Genomic DNA, 20,767 nt, shown 5'->3' with positions numbered 1-20,767 from the left:
GTGATGGCAGAAACCAATAAATCCGATGGAACCAGTGCCCCGGGGACAGAGACCGCGCGGCAGACAGATCCCCCGGCCATCAAGATGACCGGCATTACCAAGTCCTTTGGCGGGGTTCTGGCGCTCGAAAATGTTGATCTCGAGGTACAACATGGCCAGATTCATGCCCTTCTGGGCGGAAATGGCGCAGGAAAGTCCACGCTTCTAAAAATATTGCGCGGCATCTACAGCCCTGATCAGGGCTCGATCGAAGTCAATGGCAAACCGATGCTCGTGCATTCCTCGGAAGCATCCCGCCGCGCAGGCATTGCGATGATCTTTCAGGAAATGAGCCTCATACCGAGCTTGACGGCTGCACAGAATATTTTTCTCAACCGCGAACCCAAAGACACTTTCGGGCTGATCAAGGATCGCTTCTGCCTGGAAGAAGCCGGACGCCTGTTCGAAGAGTTCAACGTCGATATTGATCCTACCAAACTGATTTCCCAACTCGGCACCGGGCAATGTCAGCTCATCGAGATCATCAAGGCCTTGTCCCAGCGCAGCGACATTCTGATCCTTGACGAGCCGACATCGGCATTGAGTGATGCGGAGGTGGATCTTCTGTTTGACATGTTGCATCGGCTTAAGGAGTCCGGTGTTGCCATTGTTTATGTCTCGCATCGGATGGATGAAATCCTGCGTATCGCAGATCATGCCACGATCCTTCGGGACGGACGCCTTGTGCTCAGCGCTCCAATCGGCAATATGTCGGTTGAAAGCATTGTCGGACATGTCGTCGGCAAAGCCGGATCCAATCTTTCGGCACCGGAAACCGTGGACGAGACCATGCTGGGGGATACCCTTCTGGAACTCGTCGATGCTTCGGGGCAACACACCCCCCACAATGTCAGTCTCACGGTCCGGCGGGGCGAAGTCGTCGGCATTGCCGGGTTGCTTGGAAGCGGGCGCAGCTCGTTGGCGCGCATGCTTTATGGCGTCAATCCTGTCCGCTCCGGAGACATTCGCATCAAGGGCCGATCGGTCAAGCTCTCCAGCCCCGAACAGGCTCTGAAATGCGGCATTGCGCTCATTCCCGAAGACCGGTTGCGTCAGGGCCTGGTGGTGCAACATAGCGTGGCGCGGAACATCTGCCTGTCTGTGCTGGACAAGGTGAGCCACTGGACATGGGTCTCGAGCAAGAAGGTCGCCAAGCTCGTGGACGAGCAAATCGCCTTTCTCCATGTCAAGACCGACAGCCCCGAAACCAAGGCCAAACAGCTGTCCGGCGGCAATCAGCAAAAGGTCGTTCTGGCCAAGGGACTGGCCACCCTTCCTGAAATCCTGATTCTGGATGAACCAACCGCAGGTATCGATATCGGCAGCAAGACCGAGGTTATTGGTGTCATCCGTCAAATGGCCGCACAGAACAAGGCTGTCATTCTCATCTCATCGGAAACCGCAGAACTGATCGCCGGATCGGACCGGATCGTCCTGATGGCTGATGGCCGGATCAAAAGAGAACTGAGCCACGAAGATCTGTTTCCTGAACAATCGAATGTGGCTTCTTCATTCCAGGAAGCCCAGCGTCGTCTGCAAGTCGCCATTCAAGAGGTCAATGCAAATGTCTAATGTCACTCTCTCCAAATCACAGAATAGCGTCTCGCCTCTTGCATTCGTTCGGGAGTCCTGGCGCCAGGCCGTTATCTATCTCGGCTTCGCGGTGCTTTTCATCATTTTCTCGATTACCCTGCGCGATCAGGGATTTCTCGATATCAACAACCTGCTGAATATCGTGCGTCAGACCGCGATCATCGCCATTATGGCGGTGGCCATGACATTCGTTCTGGCGGCCGGGGAAATCGACTTGTCCGTGGGCTCTCTTGCGGGACTGTCATCGGTGGTCACAGCAATGGTTCTGCATGATTACGGTCTTGTTGCCGGGATTTTCGCGGGGCTTTGCATCGGCTCGCTGGCCGGCGTGGTCAACGGTTTTCTGACCACCAAGATCGGCATTCCGTCTTTCCTGGTGACGCTGGCGGCGATGGGAATCTGCACCGGGACATCGATGTGGATCAGCCACACCGCAGCGATTCCCATTCTCAACCAGACTTATGCCTTCCTTTTCGGTGGAGGCGATATCGGACCGTTCCCCATTCTGCTGTTCTGGATGGCGATCATAGGCGTGGCCGGGCATGTGGCTCTCAAACACAACACATTCGGTCGTCGTGTCCTGGCGACCGGTGGGAATGAGACCGCGGCACAATATAGCGGGATCAATACAAAAGTCATCAAGGCTCGGGTCATGTTGATGTCCTCCATGGCGGCCGGACTGGCGGGCATGCTCTATGCAGGCCGTCTTCAGTCCGGTCGTTTCCAGTTTGGCGAAGGCGATGAAATGTCTGTCATCGCAGCCGCTGTTCTGGGGGGAACCGGTCTTGCCGGAGGGCATGGAACCGTGGTGGGCTCCATCATCGGTGCCATCATGATCGGCATGATCAATAATGGATTGACACTTCACGGTCTCGAATATAGTCAACAGCTGGTTGCACGCGGAGCAATCATCGTTCTGGCGGTTGCGCTCAGCAAAAAGGACTGACCGGGATCCATGGTTGCAAAGCATCGACCCCGTGCATCGGGGTTGATGCGAAAGTTTACACAAGAATCCGGGCTTTGTGACGTACTATTCTGATCGAGTTCAATTGATGCTGCATTCAATTGGAATCCAAGCTGCGTCATTTTGCTCCAAGTCGGATGGTGGATTTTGCATGAAAATGCGGGAATTCCGATCTGAAGACCTTAAAGGGCTGTTGCAGAAGCTATGCCTGAGGAACACTCAAAGTGATAAAAAAAGTTAACTTACGGGTCATTGCAGAAAAGGCTGGCGTTTCGCTGGCGACAGTTGATCGCGTCGTGAACAATCGCCCCAATGTCAGCGCCAATACGAAATGGCGCGTGCAAAAAGTCATCGAACAACTCGACTTCCACACAGGACATTCTGCCGAAGAAGAAATCGTCGAGCGCGACTGCTACTTTCAATTCATTGTTCCTCGCGGTCCAAAGAACACCTTCATGGTCAACATGAAAAAAGACATCGAGGAAATGACGCAGAAATTTGCGGCCCAACGTGTTTTCCTCTCTTTCAGCGATTATACCGAGCTTGATGAGGTTGAGTTGACTCGAGCGCTTGCGCAAGTCGATCCGGCCACATGCACGGGAGTTGCCGTCATCGCAATCGATTCCATTCATGTGCGCGAGGCGATTGATCGCCTTGTCCGCAAGGGGGTCATCGTGGCAACGCTTGTGTCCGATGTCACGCCCTCGCAACGGCATTTCTCCATTGGCCCGAACAACATCGCTACCGGACGCACGGCTGCCTCTCTCATAGGCAAATTCGCCGCAGGACGATCCGGACCCGTTGCGGCCCTCATCGGCTCTCGCACGCTTTGCGATCAGGCCGACCGGCGGTTTGGCTTCGAGCAGGTTTTGACCCAGGAATATCCGTCGCTCAAAATCGTATCCGTACCGGAAGGACGAGACGACAGTGCCATCACCAAACAGGTCGTGCAGGATATTCTGTCTCAAAGTTCCGATCTCATTGGCATCTACAACATCGGTGCAGGAAACCGGGGCCTGATTGAGGCGCTGGAAGAACGAGGTCGGGAAAAGGACATTATCGTGGTTGCGCACGAGTTGACCAAGCACACGCGGAATGCGTTGATTTCAGGAACAATCGATGCCCTCATCAATCAAGATTCCAGAGCGGAAATTGAACTGGCAATCGCCTCGATGAAAGCCTATGCCACGGGCGATATCGGCTATGTCCCGCCACCGGTGCCTATCGATATCTATATGCGCTACAATCTTCCCTGATCTTTGATCGCAAGTTGCCTTGGTCTGATCGGGAATGGATGGCTCAGGTGCCAAGACGGGCCTGGCATGAGATGACGCTCAGCCGAAATATTCGGAATATTGTTGACGGAACTCATCGACCCAGTTGGGTGGCTTGCGCAAATGGTTCCGGATTTCTCTTACTGCGGTCTCTTCATCTGCGGCTTCAATCGCATTGATGACGGCGGTATGGCCCTGAATGATCTGGTTCATTTTCTCGGCTGAATGAACCTGCAAACGCCTCACCCTGTCGAGATTGCCGGATCTGGTTTGCAGCAGGTCATAGAGATTTTCCCGCCCTGCCCCGTTGAACAGAAGGCGATGGAATCTTTCATCCAATTCCTGAAACATCCTGATCCGGTCATTCTGATCCATGATCGTCTGCTGCATTGAAATATAGTTGCGAGCAGTACTGACCACTTCAGAAACATCCTGCCTGCAAAGATGACGAATGACCTCGGTCTCCAGTGCAATGCGCAGGAAAAGGGCCTCAAAGATAAGAGCCTCGCAAATGAAAGTGACCTGCGTCCGAGATTGCGGAAAAATCTCCACCAGTCCGTCGGACTCAAGCGACAGCAACGCATCGCGCAGCGGAGTAAGGCTTACATTATAATGCTTTGCCAGTTCCGAGCGAAGAAGACTCGTTCCGGGCACAAGCTCAAGAGAGAGAATTCTCTGCCGAAGATCATAGTATATCTGACTGGAAACAGACCCACTTTCGGACTTGTACCCTCTCGATGCTGGCCGGGAAAAAGAATTGCTACTTGCTATCAACGAACGAGACTCCACCTAAAAGCTGCAACCGCTAGCCTTATCCTTAATGACCATGCACAAGGATCAAGTCAATCCCTTGTGTCCGAGAAATCTCGTTTCAAGTCAGCAATTGAAAGTGAATAAAGCAAAAAGGAGCACTCATAATTTCAAAATCGATTTATTTAACTTCAAACACGTAACTATAAAAGTGTAAATTTTTCTTCATTTATTATTTCAATAGTCAAAATTGTCTATTTCTCAAGCTAAATATCGACAATAACAAGATAATGTTTTGAAAATAATCTTAAATTTGACTTTCCGTTATTCTATTATAATTTAACAGCCAAACCTGAATAAGATTTTTTACGCCCTTTTCCTGTATCTCCGCCCAAGTTTGGAGCGAATTACATGACCTCTCTTCATCTCCCCCGCTCCGGTCTGTCATGCACTCACTGTGACAATCTGACCTAGACGAAAAGACCAGACGATAATCCGTGACTTTTTTTGCCTTCTATTGACAACTCGGCTCTTTCTGTCATTAATTTTTAGTACATTAATATATTAGTTCTCTTTTGCACAAGGCAAATGTTGGTGCATGACTTTGGACGGAGGAAAGTTATCCGGAGCCATGCACTGGAACTTTTAAGCAAAACTCTGGAGGAAATTGTTATGCTTAAAAAACACTGGCTGAAAACAGCTCTGATCGCCGTTGCTTTGATGGCGCCCATGTCTGCAATGGCAGAATATCCAGATCGGGATATCCGCGTCGTCAACCCCTGGGGAGCAGGTGGCGGCACCGACGGCATCATCCGGAAAATCTCAAGCATTGCCGAAAAGCAGCTGGATGGCGTTTCGCTCTATGTTGAGAATATCGAAGGCGGCATCTCTGCAACGGGCGTTGCCCAGATCATGAAAGCCAAACCGGATGGATACACCATCGGCGTCTTGACCTATGACAGCGTGATCACCGTTCCCTGGCAGAATATGCTGCCCAGCTATGATCTGAAAAAACTCAAGTTCATCGCTCGTCTGACCAGTGAAGCGGATGCCATCATCGTGGATGCGACATCCAAATACAAAACCATCGATGATCTGCTGGCCGATGCCAAGGCAAATCCTGGCAAAGTCCGCGTCGGCATCCAGAATCTTGGCGGCCGCATTCATCTGACCTTGCTGCAACTTCAGGAACTGACCGGCGTCCAATTCAAAACCGTCGCTTATCTGGGCACCGCTGCAAGCCAGAAAGAAGCAATCCTGAACGACGAAGTTGATGTTGTCATCACCAGCCTTGGCGACTTCGCAAGTCTTCTGGAAGATGGCACCGTTCGTGGTATCCTGGAATTCTCCAATGCCAAAAACCCGACTTATGATGTTCCAACATCCAAAGAAGCCGGCATCAATCTTCAAAATGGCAGCTTCATCATTCTGACCGCTCCTGCGGGCGTGTCTGACGAAGTGGTTGCAAAAATCGAAAGCGCCTACAAAGCCGCTTACGATAGCGAAGAATTCCAGAGCTGGATCGCCAAAATCGGTGTCACTCCGAACTGGCTCGGTTCCGACAAGGTAACAGAATGGTCGGAAGAAAATTCCAAAGCCCTGTTCAGCAAACTGGATGAACTGACCAAAAGCGGCGTTCTGTCCAAATAAACCTGACATGATTACGAAACGACGCCGGAAAACCCTTTCCGGCGTTCTTTTAGCTACGTTGGGGAAACTTTCATGAGCAAACTGAAACAGTTCACTGGGGCAGGACTTCTATTTCCCATATTCTTGTTCTGTCTGACGACAGTCTATCTCGTCGCCACATTCAACATTCGCACAATGTTTGGCGCCGATGGAGGCGTCGGACCCAAAACGATGCCTGTCGTTTCGGCCATTATCATGTATGTCGCCTTGCTTCGGGTCATCATGACGGAATTTCTGAAAACGGAGCCTGAAGAAAAGAGCTTTCAATCGCACCTGAGGCCCATCGGCGTGGCGATTGCGACCGGTGGCTACATTCTTTTCTTCGTTCCCTTGGGATATTGGCTTTCGACCTTTGTATTCGTCGCCGCGCTCTTCCTGATCTTCAAGTTCCAGACAAAGCGTCCATTGCTTTTCATTGTCTATGATCTTGCCATCACGGCCGCTTTCTTCGGTCTGTTTGCAGGTCTGTTTTCCGTCAGACTGCCAACACTGACAGGGGGAATCCTATAATGGAAACATTGCAAACTTTCATGGGTGGTTTCGCAGAACTTCTTGATCCAACTGTCTTTCTCTTCATGGTCTCGGGCTTCCTGATCGGAACCTTCTTTGGCGCGATGCCGGGTCTGACATCCGTGCTGGCGGTTGCCCTGCTTCTTCCGATCACCTATTCCATCGACGTCATCCCGGCCTTGGTGATGTGCGCGGCCATCTTCATGGCGGGCATGTATTCGGGAAGCATCACGGCGACGACCATCAATATTCCTGGCGCTCCCTCTTCCATGATGACGGCCATTGAAGGCAATATCCTGATGAAGAGAGGCAAGGGAGCAAATGCGCTTGGCCATGCGGCGCTCGGCTCCATGGTTGGTGGCAGCATCGGGGCTCTGGGCCTGATGCTCTTCATGCCTCTGGCCGCAAAACTGGCGTTGCTCATCCGAACACCGGGCAAATTCTCGCTCGTTCTTTTCGCATTGGTCGTCATCATCATCGTCGACAAGCGCCATATTGCAAAGGGTGTTGTTGCGGCGTTTCTTGGCGTCATGCTGGCAACCATCGGCATTGACGTGTTGCAACCCATCCCTCGCTTCACATTTGGCACGGAAATGCTGGTCGAGGGTATCGACATCATGCCCATCGTCATCGGAGCCTTTGCCATAAGTGAAGTGCTGACGCAGGCGCAGAGCTGGGATCTGTCTCTTGCGGAGACACTGAACGCGTCCAAGGGAATGAAAATTCTGAGGCGCGATTTCATACCCAAATGGGCAGAAATCAAGGAAATCGGGGTCTTCACCTATCTCCGGAGTGCGCTTATCGGATTCGGCATCGGCATGTTGCCCGGCGCTGGTGGATCGATGGCAGCCTTTGTTTCCTATGCCACGGCACGGGGTGTTTCAAAGCAGCCTGAGAAATATGGCAACGGATCACAGGAAGGCATCGCGGCGGCCGAGTCGGGAAACAACTCCATGTGCGGAGGCGCCTTTGTTCCAATGCTCATGTTTGGTATCCCCGGTGACCCGACCACTGCGGTTGTTCTGGGCGTTCTGATCATCAACGGCTTGCAGCCTGGCCCACGCCTTCTGGTGCAACAGGCCAGTCTGATCGCACCGATGTTTGCGGCTCTGTTCGTATCGGCGCTGATCCTGATCCCGCTGTCGCTCTTCCTGTTCGGCCCCTATTTCGTGAAGATCGTCTCTTTGCCAAAGGGCTTGCTCTATAGCTCGATCGCGGTTGTCGCGCTGGTAGGGAGTTATGTCGCGACATACTCCGTCTTCCAGATGACTCTTGCACTGATGTTTGGCATTTTGGCCTATGTCATGCGCAATCAGGGATATTCGACGGTGTCACTGTTGCTTGGCTTCATTCTGGGTCCGGACCTTGAGACATATTTCAGGCGAGCCTTATCCATGAGTGATGGCAACCCGATGGTTTTCCTGACAAGTCTGGACAGTCTGTTTTTCCTTCTTCTGACACTGGTGTTTGTCTATTTCATCCTGTTCAGAAAGGAAAAAGCTGCCACGGCAGAGTCGAGCTGACAAAATGGACAAGAGTGCGGGCAGCGGTCAAAGCGTTACCCGCCGGTTTGCTCAAACCCGACTTCATTGTTCTTGAATGAGGAGCAGCCCCCTGCCCCTCATTTTTTTTGGCCGCCCACATTTCGAATGGCATGGAGCACTGACTCTGTTTATCGGCCAACGTCATCGCCTGCGAGATAACGGCTTTTCCCCGACAAACCGACCTGTTTTCAGGCTTGATCAGAGATTTCCAAGCTTTGGACATTGATTTCCAGTTTCCACTTGAAATTGCGGCTGTGACTTGGCTTAATGCGCGCGATGGTTCGTGAAGGCTTGGCCTTGACGATGAAAAGGGAACACGGTGCGGTGCCGACAAGATGTGCCAATTCCGTGACTGCCCCCGCAACTGTAAGTGTGGAGTGATCCTCAAACCGCCACTGCGTCCACTGAAGACCTGGGAAGGCGAGGAGAACATGGAAGCACAAGTCAGGAGACCTGCCATCAGTTAAGTTTCAACCAAACGGGCGGGGTGCCTCGTAAAGGAGCTGTTTCGATGTTTGATCTCGTTGTTTTTCTGACTATCGACAATTGGGCTACCTGTGCGACTTCGTCCGAGGATGGAGTCCCTGATGGCCCTTATCATGTCTGAAGCGTCGAAGCGCTTATCATCAATCAGAGAGGTGCGAGCCCAGCGGTGCGATGTTGCTGGCCCATTCCCGGTTGGCAGAATGGGTGTCTCACATGGATGAGACGGATGCCATTCTGCTCGCCTTGTCTGCGCCGTCCATCAGCGCCAAGACCCTCAGGACCATCGAGACGGCAGCGCTTGAAGCCAGTCCTCGTCCCGCCCGCATCGTGCGCTTGGAAGAAGAAGGTCCGAGCCTTTTCGACGCGCTTGATGCATTGTGCAAGGAAGGTGCGCGCTCGATCCGCGTGCAACCGATCGGCTTTCCCTTCCCCGAGAATCTCAAGGCATGGATCCCCGGAGCGTTGGCAAGCTGGGGCGACAATCCCGCCAATCGTGACATTCATCTGACATTCGGAATGGACAACAACCAGTCCCCGGATCTCATCCGGCACTTTGTCGAGCGGACGCTCGCCCAAGAGGGAGACGTCGCGGAGATCGGATCTGTTGCGCCGTCTCTGGGAAAGCGCGCCTGGGATATGCCTCCGGACTTTGACTTTCACCTTCTGGTCTGCGTCGGACCGCGCTGTCAGGTTCATGGGGCAACACCATTTCTGCAAATGCTTCAAACAGAGGTGCGCAAGGCAGGCCTTCAAAAGCGATGTCTGATCACGCGAACCAGCTGTATCTATCCCTGCAACAAAGGGCCGGTTCTGGTCCTCTATCCACATGGCGACTGGTATCGGCTGCCTGACGAACAAAGCATCAAGCGCTTTGTATCCGAAGCCCTTCTTGGTGGCACGCCGCTGCCGGAATTCATCTTCCATCACGCGCGTCTTGCGCAGGTGACGCAGGGTCCAGCTTCAGAAATCTGCCAGTCTGACGATCTGCACCAACACGCCTCCCCAATTTCCTCGCAAAATCATGGAGTTTGACAAATGAAAATGAAATCACTGCTTCTTGGCGTCGCTTTGGCGGCGGCGATCAGTGTACCCGCTGTCGCAGACAGTCCCGAGGTCATCCGAATGGCCACCAGCTTCAAGATCCGGTCCATGGATCCCATCAAGCAGGGCTTCTGGATGCAGGAATTCGGTCAGGGCGAACTGTTGATGAAATTCCACGCAGATGGAAGCATCACGCCATGGCTGGCAAAAGACCTCAAACGGGTTGATGACACGACCTGGGTCATAACCATGCGGGACAATATCACATTCCAGAATGGCAAGGCGGTCGATGTGCCAGCGGTGCTGGCAGCCATTGCCTATAATCGCGAATTGAACGGTGGCACGCAGTCAGTCATCCCTGCCGAAGCGGAATTCTTACAAACCGGACCATGGGAAATCACCGTAAAGACGGGCACTCCGGTTCCGGAGCTGCCAAGCATTCTGGCGCATGAAAGCCGTTTGATGATCATTGACGTGGACACCGTCAAAGCAGCCAATGGCGACTTCGAGAAGCTGGAAGGCGCGGGCATCCATACCGGTCCTTTCAAACTGATCAGCCTTGATGACCAGAAGATGATCGCCGAGCGCTATGACAATTACTGGCAGGGCAAACCGGTGATGAAAGGCGTCGAGTTGCATTTCGTCACGGACGAAAATGCGCGTATCCTTGCGGTCAAGAATGGCGAGATCGATATCGCCCTCTACCCGCCCGTTGCCGCCAAACCCGTCTTTGACGTCACCCCCGGTGTCACCCTTGATCTTGGCGCAGTTTCAATCGACGGCTTTACCGGCTTCATGAATGTCAAGAAAGGCCCAATGGCCGACGTTGCTGTGCGCAAGGCCGTTATGAAGGCCGTCAATTATCAGGAAATCGCCGACACCGTCTTCTCAGGCACCAAGGGCAAAGCCACAGGGCTCTACAATCCAAACTTCTCATGGGCCCTGAAAAATTATGAATTCGATCTCGAAGAGGCCAATGACCTTCTGGACAAGGCGGGCTGGGTCAAAAAGGGCGACTATCGCGAAAAGGATGGCAAGCCGCTGTCCATCACGATGCTGATCTATCCGCAGCAGCCCGATTTGAAACCGCTGTCCTCCGCCTTGCAGGGATATTTCAAGGCCGTCGGCATCAACAGCAAGATCACGTCGGTCGACAGCGTCAACGAAACCGCCAAGAATGATCTGGTCGACTGGGACTTCGCGCTCTCTTCGACAGGCACGGCAACGGTTGGCGCGGTTGGAAATTTCCTTGTCCGCTATATCCATACCGGTGGTGACAGAAACTATGGCTACAGCAATGCGAACGTCGATCAGCTGATCGATGAGCTCAACGTCACCATGGACCAGAAAAAGCGCGATGAACTGCTTGGTAAAATCCAGACCGTACTGGTGGAAGACGATCCCTATGCTTTCGTGCTGGCCCTTCACAAAGAGCGGGTTCTTGTGGGTGACAATTACACAGACTATGTCCCAGGCGTTGCCTGGAATCATGTCAAATGGGATACTCAGCCGAACCACTAGGGCTTGATCCCTTTTAACGAATGCATCAAACGAGATTGGCAGGATCATGCTGGCTGTCCTAGTGAAACGAACCATACAAGCGGGGTTGTCTGCGCTGGCCGCGACCATCATTGTGTGGCTCATTCTTCCATTGGCTCCCGGCGATCCGGCCAATCGTATCTTCATTGCCCGTGGCATTGATGATGCAACAGAGGGGCAACTGGCTGCATTGCGGCAGGAAATGGGGCTCAATCTGCCCTTGCCGCAGCAGTTTCTGCGCTGGTTCACCGATCTTATGCACGGAGATCTCGGGCTTTCCTTCACGACGGGACGTCCGGTCCTGCAAGACTTTCTCGGCCATCTTCCGCCTACCTTGATGATGCTGGGGCTGGCGCTGCTGCTGTCGACACTGGCCACAATTCTTCTGTCGCTGCTTGCGGTGATGTATCACAATCGCTGGCCGGACAAGGTGATTGCGCTTTACACTGAAATCACTGCGGCCTTGCCGACCTTTGTCTTTGCGTTGCTGGCTCTCAATTATGTCGTGGTCGGGTGGCAGTTCGGACGCGTCATTGCCGATGTCAGCTGGACCGCTGCGCTCATGCCCGCTTTCATCATCGGGCTCGACCGGGCCGGAGGATGGATCCAGCTTTTGCGCGCAAGCCTTTTGGCGGAAATGGCGGACAGCTATGCCTTTGTCGCAAAGTCGCGCGGCGCATCCGATATTCGCATTCTGTTGCGCCACGCCTTGCCGAACTCGCTAAAGCCGCTGTTGAGCGCCATTGGCCTCTCTGTCGGGGCCTTGCTGGGCGGTGCGCCGCTTATCGAGGCAATCTTTTCATGGCCCGGCGTTGGCAGCTATCTGCTCAGCGCCCTTACTGCCCGCGACTATCCCGTGATTCAGGCCTATGTGCTGATCGCCGCGCTTGGCTATGTGGTGGCGGCCTTTCTGGTGGATGTGGCCATTGCCATGCTGGATCCCCGTTTGCGGGAGGTACGCACGTAAGTCCCATGCTTTTACGCCTTACCAGACCCAACGAACAGCCAACCGCTTCTGCCCCTGCCCGATCCCTGCTCAGGCGGGTGTGGCGCCACAAGAGCGGCCGCATCGGATTGATCCTGTCGATCCTGTTGGTCCTTCTTGCCGCAATCGGGTATGTCTGGACACCATATGATCCTGACCTGCCAAATTTCGCGCTGGCGATGAAACCGCCCTCAGGGACCCATCTTCTTGGTACGGACGAGATGGGGCGGGATGTCTTTTCACGCATATTCAATGCAGCCCATCGCTCCATCGGTGCGGCCTTTCTCGTTTTGGCCTGTTCCTTCCTCATCGGCTTGTTTGTCGGCATCCTGTCGGGTCTGATGGGTGGCCTTGTCGACACTCTCATGATGCGGCTGGTCGATATCGTGATGGCGCTGCCCAGTCTCGTTCTGGCCTTCGCCATTCTGGGCATCCTCGGACCGGGCTTCAAGAATCTGCTGGTCGCACTCATATTGAGCGATTGGGCCTGGTATGCGAGGCTTGCCCGTTCGCTGGCCATTGGCAGTGGCACTCGACCAGACATCCTGACGGCGAAAATGTCGGGGATTTCTTTCAGCCGCATCGTTCTGACCCATCTGTTGCCCGGCATTGCCACCAAGCTGGGCGTTATGGCCACGCTGGCCTTTGGCTCGATGATCGGTGCAATCTCGGGTCTGTCCTTTCTTGGCCTCGGTGTTCAGCCACCTCATGCAGAATGGGGCGCGATGCTGTCTCAGTCCCGTCTCTATTTCGATATTGCTCCCTGGCTCCTGCTGTCCCCCGCGATTGCCATCCTGTTGTCGGTCCTCTCGGCCAACCTCATCGGTCATGCCCTGCGAGATGTCACGGAAGTGAAAAAACAATGAGCCAGAGTATCGTTTCCTGCAAGGATCTGACGATCCATTATCCCGAATCCGGCGCACAAATAGACGGGGTCTCCTTCGAAATCGCCAAGGGGGAATGCTTCGCTCTGGTCGGACGATCCGGTTCCGGCAAGACGACCATCACAAAAGCGCTGTTGGGCCTGCATCATCCGGATACGCAGATTGGTGGACAAATTCTGTTTGACGGGCGAGATCTTCTGACCTTGCGGCAAAAAGAGTGGCGTCAGATCCGTGGCGTTGAGATCGGATATGTTTCGCAGAATCCCTGGGGAGCGTGTGATCCGCGCAGAGAAGTTGCCGACCATATCGGCCAGGCCTGGCGCTGTCAGGGCAAGTCCGTCTCCCGACGCCAGATCATTTCCGAGCTTGAGAAAATCGGGGTGGCTGATGCACAAGAAAAGGCAGGCGCCTATCCGCATCAATGGAGCGGCGGCATGCTTCAGCGGGCAAGCATCGCGGCGGCCACGGCCCACACGCCGTCCCTCATCATTGCGGACGAACCCACGAGCGCTCTTGATGCGGATCTGTCTCAGGCGGTGCTGTCCTCTATCAGGCAAAGAAGTGCGGCGGTTCTGCTTGTCAGCCATGACATGGACCTTGTGATGCAAAATGCCGACAGGATCGGCGTTCTGCATAACGGGCAGCTGGTGGAGGTCTTCACGCCTGATCAATGGCAAGGGCACCGGCATCATGCTGTCACATGCAGCTTCCTCGACGCCCTCAAAGACACAAGGCGCACAACCAGCAGCAACACCCAAGACCCGATCGTGACATTGAAGGACGCGAGCCTGCATTACAAGGGCAGCCGTGAGCCGATATTGAAACAGGTCGATCTGTCGATTTCGCCCGGCGAGATTATCGGCATTCTCGGACCGTCTGGCAGTGGCAAGTCCAGCTTGCTCAAATTGATCATGGGCCTGCATGAATGCTCAAGCGGCACGATGCATAAATCCATGTCTCTCACACGGCCCGGTGCCATCATGCCGATCTTTCAGGATCCGTCTGCCAGCCTGCCCTTGTCATGGCCGGTGTGGCGTGTGGTCAGCGAACCGTTGACAGCCTCTCATCTTAGGCGCAGCAGTCGGGCAAGGCGACGAGAGGCGGCAAGGGAAGCCCTTGCAAATGTCGGCTTGGCAGACCTCGATATTCATGCCAAGGCATGGGAGCTTTCCATCGGGCAGAAGCAGCGGGTCTGCCTGTCTCGCCTCGAACTGGCAGAGCCGGAGCTGATCGTCGCGGACGAACCAACCAGTTCGCTTGACACGATCTCCTGCCAACAGGTTGCCGAGCTGTTGATCCGTCTGGCACAAAAGGGAACGGCGATACTGGTTGTCAGCCACAATGAGGCATTTCTCAAGCGCATATGCGACCGGCGATTTCTGGTCGATCCGGAGCACAAGAGGCTCGTTGCGCTGTAGGTTTGCATCAAAGGCGACCGCACTCACAAGCAGACATGATCAAGCGTATGCTAGTCGGCCCTCGGGAAAGGCATGCGATGCGTTTTCAATGGGTGGCCCATCTCGAAATTGGAGAGGTCCTGCGGATAATGGCTCCGCTCCCTCATGGTCATTTCGATTTCGCCATCCAGGAGACTTGTCTGCATATTCTCGATCACCTCCCAAAGAGCCTTTGACTGATTGTCCTTGCGCCAGGCAAGAACCAGATCAAAGGTCGTATCCAGATCGAGCGGACGGGTCACAACCGTGTCAGGCAAAAAGCGCTCCTGATATTTGGTTATCAGCGCGAAACCGACACCGCTGCCAACCAGTTGCAGTCGCATCAGAATGCTGTCGCAGGCCGTTTGCGTGGGCAGAAAGGTAATTTTCTGCCGTCTCGCGAAAGACTGGATCGTGGCATGATAGTTGGGTGCGAATTCCGGATCGGGCGCTACAAACGGCAAGGTGAGCAGTTGCGAGAAGGAAACGACCTCCTGCTCGGCCATCGCGTGCCTTGCCGGAATGGCTGCTATCAAGGGTTGGCTTACGATGACTTGCGAAAGTAGATCGGGATCGGTGATCGGGCCAGCCAGAACGGCGGCATCAACATCTCCGTTATAGAGGCTTTCGAGCAAATGTCGCTCTCGCTGTCCGCGGAAAGAGATATGCAGATTTTTGCAGCGCTCGACAATGTCGGAGAAGATGTCAATCAGAAACGGCGCTTCGGTGCCCGATACAAAGCCGATTGTCGTGCTGCTGGCCTTCTCGCTTGCAACATTCTGGGCGGCAGCGATGGCCCGGTTGACCTGGTCGAGAATGCCTCGGCTTTCTTCATAGAAAACCTCTCCGGCATCTGTCAGTCTGACATCGTGGGTGTTTCGGATCACCAGCGGAGTACCGACAATCTCCTCCAACTTTCGGATCTGACGACTGAGGGACGGCTGTGCCGTGTTCATTTTCTGGGCTGCCTGAGTGAAGCTTTTCGTTTCAGCGACCGCCATAAAAAACTTGATGTAACGCAGGTGCATTCTTCCCTCCCAAAATGCTGCGACGCTCTTGGTTTTCTCTTGTCCGCGTCGGCGTTGGTGGATTGTGAGGCGACATGTCCTTGATTTGGGGCAGGCACATGCCTGAACGAGCTTTTGCACAACAAGGCAGCAGCAAGCACAGGCTCCCCTCTCTTCTCTCCTCTTGCAATTTGACAGTTCGGCCCCTCCAGCCGCAAAAAAGCATATATGACTTTAGTAGCCGCCACTACAAAATTTTTACCCATCAGGAAAACGATCCCCTCAAAACAATATTGGTATAAATACATATTTTTCTTGGTTATGCCATTTTGATATTAAATCAGCACTTTTAAAGTATTAATCCGACCTCTGTGATATCAAAATGGTTCTATTCAGTTCATAAATAAGTATTTCCAATATAAATCTTCTACAATTATTTTGATGTTTACGATAACATCAATCCAAACACCTGAACGTGAAGGGAGGAAGCCTCACTTTCTGGTGTTTCATATTCAGGAGGAAATACAACTTGAAGGAATTATTCAAAAACCCATGGTGGGTTGTGTTCGGTTCAGTGATAGGGCTACTGGTCGGAAACGGGCCGGTCATGCAATTCACTTTTGGTGTATTTCTCAAACCGATTTCGCAGGATATGGGCTGGGATCGCGGTACGATCTCTCTTGCCCTGAATGCCGGTCTGGTTCTGACCGGGTTGGCCACGCCAATCGCAGGACGGCTGATGGACCGATATGGTATTCGCATGGTCGCCCTGCCTGCCATCCTTCTGTTTGCCCTTGCCACAGCCTCCGTCAGCTTTGTCTCCACCTCTGCGGGGCTGTTCATTGGCCTTTATGCCGTCATGGGCATTGCCGCAGCTGGCCAGACACCGATGCCCTATTCCAAGGCGATCGCAACCTGGTTTGACAGAAAGCGTGGCCTTGCTCTTGGTATCGCAATTTCCGGCGTTGGTCTGGGAACAGCGATCGTGCCGAAATTCGCGATGTCCCTCATCCAGTCCTATGGCTGGCGAGAGGCCTATATCGGGCTTGGTGCGCTGACCTTCATTCTTGCCTTTCCTGCCGTTCTGTTCTTCGTCAGGGACCGCAATGCCGGTGTTGGCGACAAAGGACAGGCCAAGCAGCTGGTTCAAAAGGGCCTGACCGGTGGTAAAGCCCTTCGTTGTGCCGATTTCTGGTATCTTGCCGTGGCCTTCTTCTTTGTTGCCCTGGCTGCAAACGGAGCCATTGCCCATGTGGTGCCCTTGTTGACAGACCGTGGAGTATCGCCAGGCGTCGCAATTTCAGCCCTTTCCGTTGCAGGCATGGCGCTGATTGGTGGCAGGCTCATTTCCGGATATCTGCTTGACCGGATTTTTGCTCCCTATGTGGCTGCGGTTTTCTTCCTCGCCCCACTCGCGGGTCTTCTGGTGCTGATCCAGGCCCATGATGCAACCTTGGGTGCGATCGGAACCGTTCTGATCGGTGTTGGTCTGGGTGCAGAGGTCGATCTCATCGCGTTCCTGTTGACCCGATATCTGGGCAACCGCTCGTTCGGAGAGATCTATGGATATCTGTTCCTGATCTTCATGCTCGGTTCGGGCCTCGGACCGATGATCATGGGCGTCTCGTTCGACCATTTCGGAGGCTACACGGAAATCATGCTGGCCCTTTGCGCTGGCATCGTGATCGCCGTCGCCCTGATGGTGAAAATGAAGCCCTATCGCTTCCCACCAGAAGACCTCTTTGAGGTCGAAAAAAACAGCGCGGCATCTCCAACACCACAAGCCGCAGACTAAACCCGCCCCGCAGAAACAACTCCCTGTAACACAAAAGCAAGCCAGCAACTCATTCGCAGTTGCTGGCAACAGCCCCCCTTTGCGTCCCGAACAGGACCGCTCGCTCGGCAATCCGCAGCGCGAGAACAACAGAGCCATGCCTGTCGTGACCGGTGGCGAAGAATTGAATGGAGCACATTAATGAAAAGAATTGCCCTTGAAGAACATTTCCTGACCCCGGAACTGGCCGGGTATATCGAAGAAACCTTTCAGAATGTAAACAAGGACCTTGCCGCGATGGCAGTGCCGCGCCTGCTGGATGTCGGGCCAGAGCGGATCGAAATCATGGATCAGTGCGGACTTGACTTTGCAGTCCTGTCCATCGCCGGGCCCGGGGTACAGATCGAACCGGATACCAAGCTGGCGGTTCGGCTTGCGGAAAAGTCCAATGACGATCTGGCCGAGATCATTGCGCAAAAGCCCGACCGTTATGGTGGCCTTGCGCATCTGGCGATGCAGGATCCCAAGGCGGCCGCCGACGAGTTGGAGCGCTGTGTCAAGGAGCTCAAATTTCAGGGGGCAATGGTCAATGGCCAGACTCTGGGCGTTTATCTCGATGCACCCGAGAATGAAGTCTTCTGGGAGCGCGCGTCTGCACTCAAGGCTCCGATCTATATTCATCCGGGCAACCCGGTCAGCAAGCCGGTCTGCTTTGAAGGCCATCCGGGCCTGTGGGGACCATTCTGGAGCTGGGGCGTGGAAACCGCGACCCATGCCTTGCGCCTCATTCTGGCCGGTGTCTTCGAGCGTCATCCCGACGCGAAGCTGATCCTTGGTCATATGGGCGAATCCCTGCCCTTCATGACCTGGCGTTTCGACAGCCGCCTGCCGATCTCCTATCATCCAGAACCGCCGCTGCCGCAGGCTCCGTCCTACTATCTCAAAAAGAATGTCACCTGCACCACCTCCGGTGTTTTCGATGACACGCCGCTGCATTGCGCACTGGCCGGCCTTGGCGAAGACAATGTCATGTATTCAATCGACTATCCATTTGAAGCGGCTGCGGATGCTGGAAAATGGATCGAAAGTGCCAACGTTTCGGAGAGCGTGAAAGAGAAGATCTGCTCGAAAAATGCTGAAAGCATTCTCCTGAACCTGAAGTAAGCCTGCCCCCAGTCAGGCGCTTCTCGTTCCCTGATGGAACCCTGTCGCTGCCCGCGGCAGGGTTTCATGCATTTCAGGTTGATCTCGTGTCCCGTTAAGGCAGGCTCCTTTGGCAAGAACCCGCAACAGGGGCCGAGAAGGAGGAGATTCGCTACTTGCGCGGAATGCCGGTCGGACGCGACAGACGTTTCAATGCTGCGGTTCGATAGGCGGCATTGGGAGCACCATAATTGTAGTATTTCCCGCGCCGTTCGACGATCTCGAAGAAGAAGCCGTCACCATGGGGGCGGCTGTAAAGTTGCAGATAGGCACCGTCATCATCTTCATCATAAAAGATGTTCGCGGCACTGAGCTGCTTGATGAAAGCGGGATCGAGATCGAACCGGGACGCCAGATCCGCATAATAGTTTTCCGAAATCGGCAAAGGCTCAAAGCCACGTTCAACTAGCTTGGCGGCGGTTTCAAGCAGATTATCGGTTGCAAAGGCAAGATGCTGAACCGATGAGCCTGAGCTGTCGGCGACGAAACGGCCCGCAAATGTACGATGGGTCTGAACACCGTTCAGTGTCAGACGGAAGGCGCCATCCGAGCTCTGGATTGCGCGGCTGTGAACAAAGCCACTGGGGTCTGACACATCCACCATCGGCGTCTTGTCCAGAGCAAAAATCGACTCGTAGAACAAGGTCCAGGTCTGCATGTCTTCGTCATTGACCACCTGAGCGACGTGGTCGATATGAGTTAGCCCCACTCCGGCTGTATCGACATCTCCGTCAACGGCATTGAACTCGACATTCCAGACCTCGGCCAGCTGGCTCGATTTGTCAAGCAGATGCAGAACGGATCCGCCCACGCCGCGGACCGCCGGAATGTCCAGCTCGCCGGTAAAGCGTCTTTGCATGAAGGGGCTGGCACCCAGAATCTTGGCTCGTTCCGCAGCGGCATTGGCATCGTCCACCAGAAGGCCGATATCACAAACCGACATGCCATGCATGACATAAGCGGAGTGGGCAAAGCCTTCCTTGCTGGTATTGACCACCAGCTTGATATTGCCCTGTTGCCAGAGACTGACTTCACGGGCAATGTGGGTTTTAGTCTGGGTGAAGCCAAGCGCGGACAGCATTTCACCCAGATTGCCAGCATCCTTGTCGCTGGCAGCAAATTCGACAAATTCGACCCCGCGGATCGGTGCGCGTGACGGCATTTCGGGCACGTCAAAGGCAGCATTGGGTTCACTCGCCCTCACCTTGTCCATCAGATTGAGCAAGGAACGTTGCCCGTCGACGGCAATCGCACGGGGGCGACCACTGCGGAACTGATCATTGAGGATCTCGAGGGAAATTGCGCCACGATAGCCGGTTGCGGCAACTGCCGACATGAAGGAAAGAAGGTCGAGTTCCCCTTCTCCCGGCATGGTTCGGAAATGGCGAGACCAGTATTCGAGATTCATCTCGATCTTTGGCGCATCGGCCAATTGCACATGGAAAATGCGGTGGCCGGGGATGGAGCGAATGGCGTTAAGGTCGTTGTTGCGGGCCAGAATGTGGAAGCTGTCCAGAATCAGACCAACCGCATCATGATCTGCAAGGCGGACCACTTCCCAGGCATCGCGATAATCGGAAATGATCTTGCCCCAGGCTCTGGCTTCAAAGCCGATGCGCAAGCCGCGTTTGGCCGCTCTTTGCCCAAGCTCGCGGAAGTCTTCCGCAATCTGCTCGATCCCGCCAAGGGAATCCGGGTGATCGGAGGAACTGACAAGCAACAGGTCTGTGCCCAATTGCTGCATCAGATCGAATTTACGCTCGGCCCGGTCAAAGGCGCGGGTCCGTGTCTGCCCCGAGAAGCCTTCAAAATCCCGCAAGGGCTGAAGCAGGTCGATGGTCAGGCCGTGATCGCGAACCATGGCCCCGACGGTCTCGGGCGGCCCGTCAAACGTTATGAAATCCTGTTCGAAAATCTCGATGCCGTCAAAACCGGCTGAAGCTATGGCGGTCAGCTTTTCGCTAAGATCACCAGCAATCGACACGGTGGAAATCGAGGTTTTCATGGCAGCCCTCCCAAGCTCCAAATGGCAAAAATGCTAATGTACTG

The 20,767-nt window shown here is 54.2% G+C and carries 16 protein-coding genes and 1 riboswitch; of the genes, 13 read left to right on the top strand and 3 right to left on the bottom strand.

The genetic code is table 11. The annotated features are described in order from the left end of the window. Nucleotides 1-3: 3 nt before the first annotated feature. The 3 genes from ACHZB8_RS03065 (at nucleotide 4) to ACHZB8_RS03055 (ending at nucleotide 3,852) form a co-directional block, all read left to right on the top strand. A complete protein-coding gene (locus tag ACHZB8_RS03065) occupies nucleotides 4-1,611 on the top strand; it encodes a sugar ABC transporter ATP-binding protein (RefSeq protein WP_316858613.1) in 1,608 nt (535 codons plus the stop codon). Continuing rightward, entirely contained in the window at nucleotides 1,604-2,578 is a 975-nt protein-coding gene (locus ACHZB8_RS03060; protein WP_316858611.1) for an ABC transporter permease, read from the top strand. Before ACHZB8_RS03065 ends, ACHZB8_RS03060 begins: the two co-directional genes overlap by 8 nt. Nucleotides 2,579-2,820: 242 nt before the next feature. Continuing rightward, nucleotides 2,821-3,852, top strand: a complete 1,032-nt coding sequence (locus ACHZB8_RS03055) for a LacI family DNA-binding transcriptional regulator (protein WP_316858610.1) — start codon at nucleotides 2,821-2,823, stop codon at nucleotides 3,850-3,852. A 78-nt stretch (nucleotides 3,853-3,930) separates the two neighbouring features. Here the strand turns inward: ACHZB8_RS03055 and ACHZB8_RS03050 are convergent, their stop codons facing one another. Continuing rightward, a complete protein-coding gene (locus tag ACHZB8_RS03050; RefSeq protein ID WP_316858608.1) occupies nucleotides 3,931-4,644 on the bottom strand; it encodes a GntR family transcriptional regulator in 714 nt (237 codons plus the stop codon). A gap of 648 nt (nucleotides 4,645-5,292) precedes the next feature. On the opposite strand from ACHZB8_RS03050, the gene ACHZB8_RS03045 reads away from it, so the two are divergent. The 8 genes from ACHZB8_RS03045 (at nucleotide 5,293) to ACHZB8_RS03010 (ending at nucleotide 14,716) form a co-directional block, all read left to right on the top strand. Continuing rightward, nucleotides 5,293-6,270, top strand: a complete 978-nt coding sequence (locus ACHZB8_RS03045; protein WP_316858606.1) for a tripartite tricarboxylate transporter substrate binding protein — start codon at nucleotides 5,293-5,295, stop codon at nucleotides 6,268-6,270. 72 nt (nucleotides 6,271-6,342) lie between these two features. Then, nucleotides 6,343-6,819, top strand: a complete 477-nt coding sequence (locus tag ACHZB8_RS03040; RefSeq protein WP_316858605.1) for a tripartite tricarboxylate transporter TctB family protein — start codon at nucleotides 6,343-6,345, stop codon at nucleotides 6,817-6,819. Beyond that, nucleotides 6,819-8,342 carry a tripartite tricarboxylate transporter permease gene (locus tag ACHZB8_RS03035; RefSeq protein WP_316858604.1) on the top strand — a complete coding sequence of 508 codons (1,524 nt, stop codon included), beginning with the start codon at nucleotides 6,819-6,821 and terminating at the stop codon, nucleotides 8,340-8,342. The genes ACHZB8_RS03040 and ACHZB8_RS03035 overlap by 1 nt, the downstream gene beginning before the upstream one ends. Before the next feature lie 281 nt (nucleotides 8,343-8,623). Further along, nucleotides 8,624-8,839: riboswitch (cobalamin riboswitch) on the top strand. A 223-nt stretch (nucleotides 8,840-9,062) separates the two neighbouring features. Continuing rightward, nucleotides 9,063-9,881, top strand: coding sequence for a (2Fe-2S) ferredoxin domain-containing protein (locus ACHZB8_RS03030; RefSeq protein ID WP_316858602.1), 819 nt, complete (start codon nucleotides 9,063-9,065; stop codon nucleotides 9,879-9,881). 3 nt (nucleotides 9,882-9,884) lie between these two features. Beyond that, nucleotides 9,885-11,411, top strand: coding sequence for an ABC transporter substrate-binding protein (locus tag ACHZB8_RS03025; RefSeq protein ID WP_316858600.1), 1,527 nt, complete (start codon nucleotides 9,885-9,887; stop codon nucleotides 11,409-11,411). Nucleotides 11,412-11,457: 46 nt separating this feature from the next. Further along, nucleotides 11,458-12,396 (top strand): ABC transporter permease, encoded by a 939-nt coding sequence (locus tag ACHZB8_RS03020; protein ID WP_316858598.1) that lies wholly within the window; start codon nucleotides 11,458-11,460, stop codon nucleotides 12,394-12,396. Nucleotides 12,397-12,401: 5 nt separating this feature from the next. Next, on the top strand, nucleotides 12,402-13,280 hold the full coding sequence (locus ACHZB8_RS03015; protein ID WP_316858597.1) for an ABC transporter permease: 879 nt from the start codon (nucleotides 12,402-12,404) through the stop codon (nucleotides 13,278-13,280). Then, the gene (locus ACHZB8_RS03010; RefSeq protein ID WP_316858596.1) at nucleotides 13,277-14,716 is read left to right on the top strand and encodes an ATP-binding cassette domain-containing protein; all 1,440 of its coding nucleotides are present in this window, start codon (nucleotides 13,277-13,279) and stop codon (nucleotides 14,714-14,716) included. The genes ACHZB8_RS03015 and ACHZB8_RS03010 overlap by 4 nt, the downstream gene beginning before the upstream one ends. A gap of 50 nt (nucleotides 14,717-14,766) precedes the next feature. Here ACHZB8_RS03010 and ACHZB8_RS03005 read toward each other — a convergent pair whose 3' ends face one another. Beyond that, nucleotides 14,767-15,762, bottom strand: coding sequence for a LysR substrate-binding domain-containing protein (locus ACHZB8_RS03005; protein ID WP_316858595.1), 996 nt, complete (start codon nucleotides 15,760-15,762; stop codon nucleotides 14,767-14,769). Nucleotides 15,763-16,348: 586 nt separating this feature from the next. On the opposite strand from ACHZB8_RS03005, the gene ACHZB8_RS03000 reads away from it, so the two are divergent. After that, nucleotides 16,349-17,536 (top strand): MFS transporter, encoded by a 1,188-nt coding sequence (locus ACHZB8_RS03000; RefSeq protein ID WP_316858593.1) that lies wholly within the window; start codon nucleotides 16,349-16,351, stop codon nucleotides 17,534-17,536. Between the two features lie 180 nt (nucleotides 17,537-17,716). After that, entirely contained in the window at nucleotides 17,717-18,679 is a 963-nt protein-coding gene (locus tag ACHZB8_RS02995; RefSeq protein ID WP_316858591.1) for an amidohydrolase family protein, read from the top strand. Between the two features lie 151 nt (nucleotides 18,680-18,830). On the opposite strand, the gene ACHZB8_RS02990 is transcribed toward ACHZB8_RS02995, so the two are convergent. Beyond that, nucleotides 18,831-20,723, bottom strand: a complete 1,893-nt coding sequence (locus ACHZB8_RS02990) for a TIM barrel protein (RefSeq protein ID WP_316858590.1) — start codon at nucleotides 20,721-20,723, stop codon at nucleotides 18,831-18,833. Nucleotides 20,724-20,767 lie beyond the last annotated feature (44 nt).

This window comes from uncultured Cohaesibacter sp. (assembly GCF_963556055.3).
GTDB lineage: Bacteria > Pseudomonadota > Alphaproteobacteria > Rhizobiales > Cohaesibacteraceae > Cohaesibacter.
The sequence above is the reverse complement of the archived record's forward strand: the minus strand, read 5'-3'. Positions and strand labels throughout refer to the sequence as shown.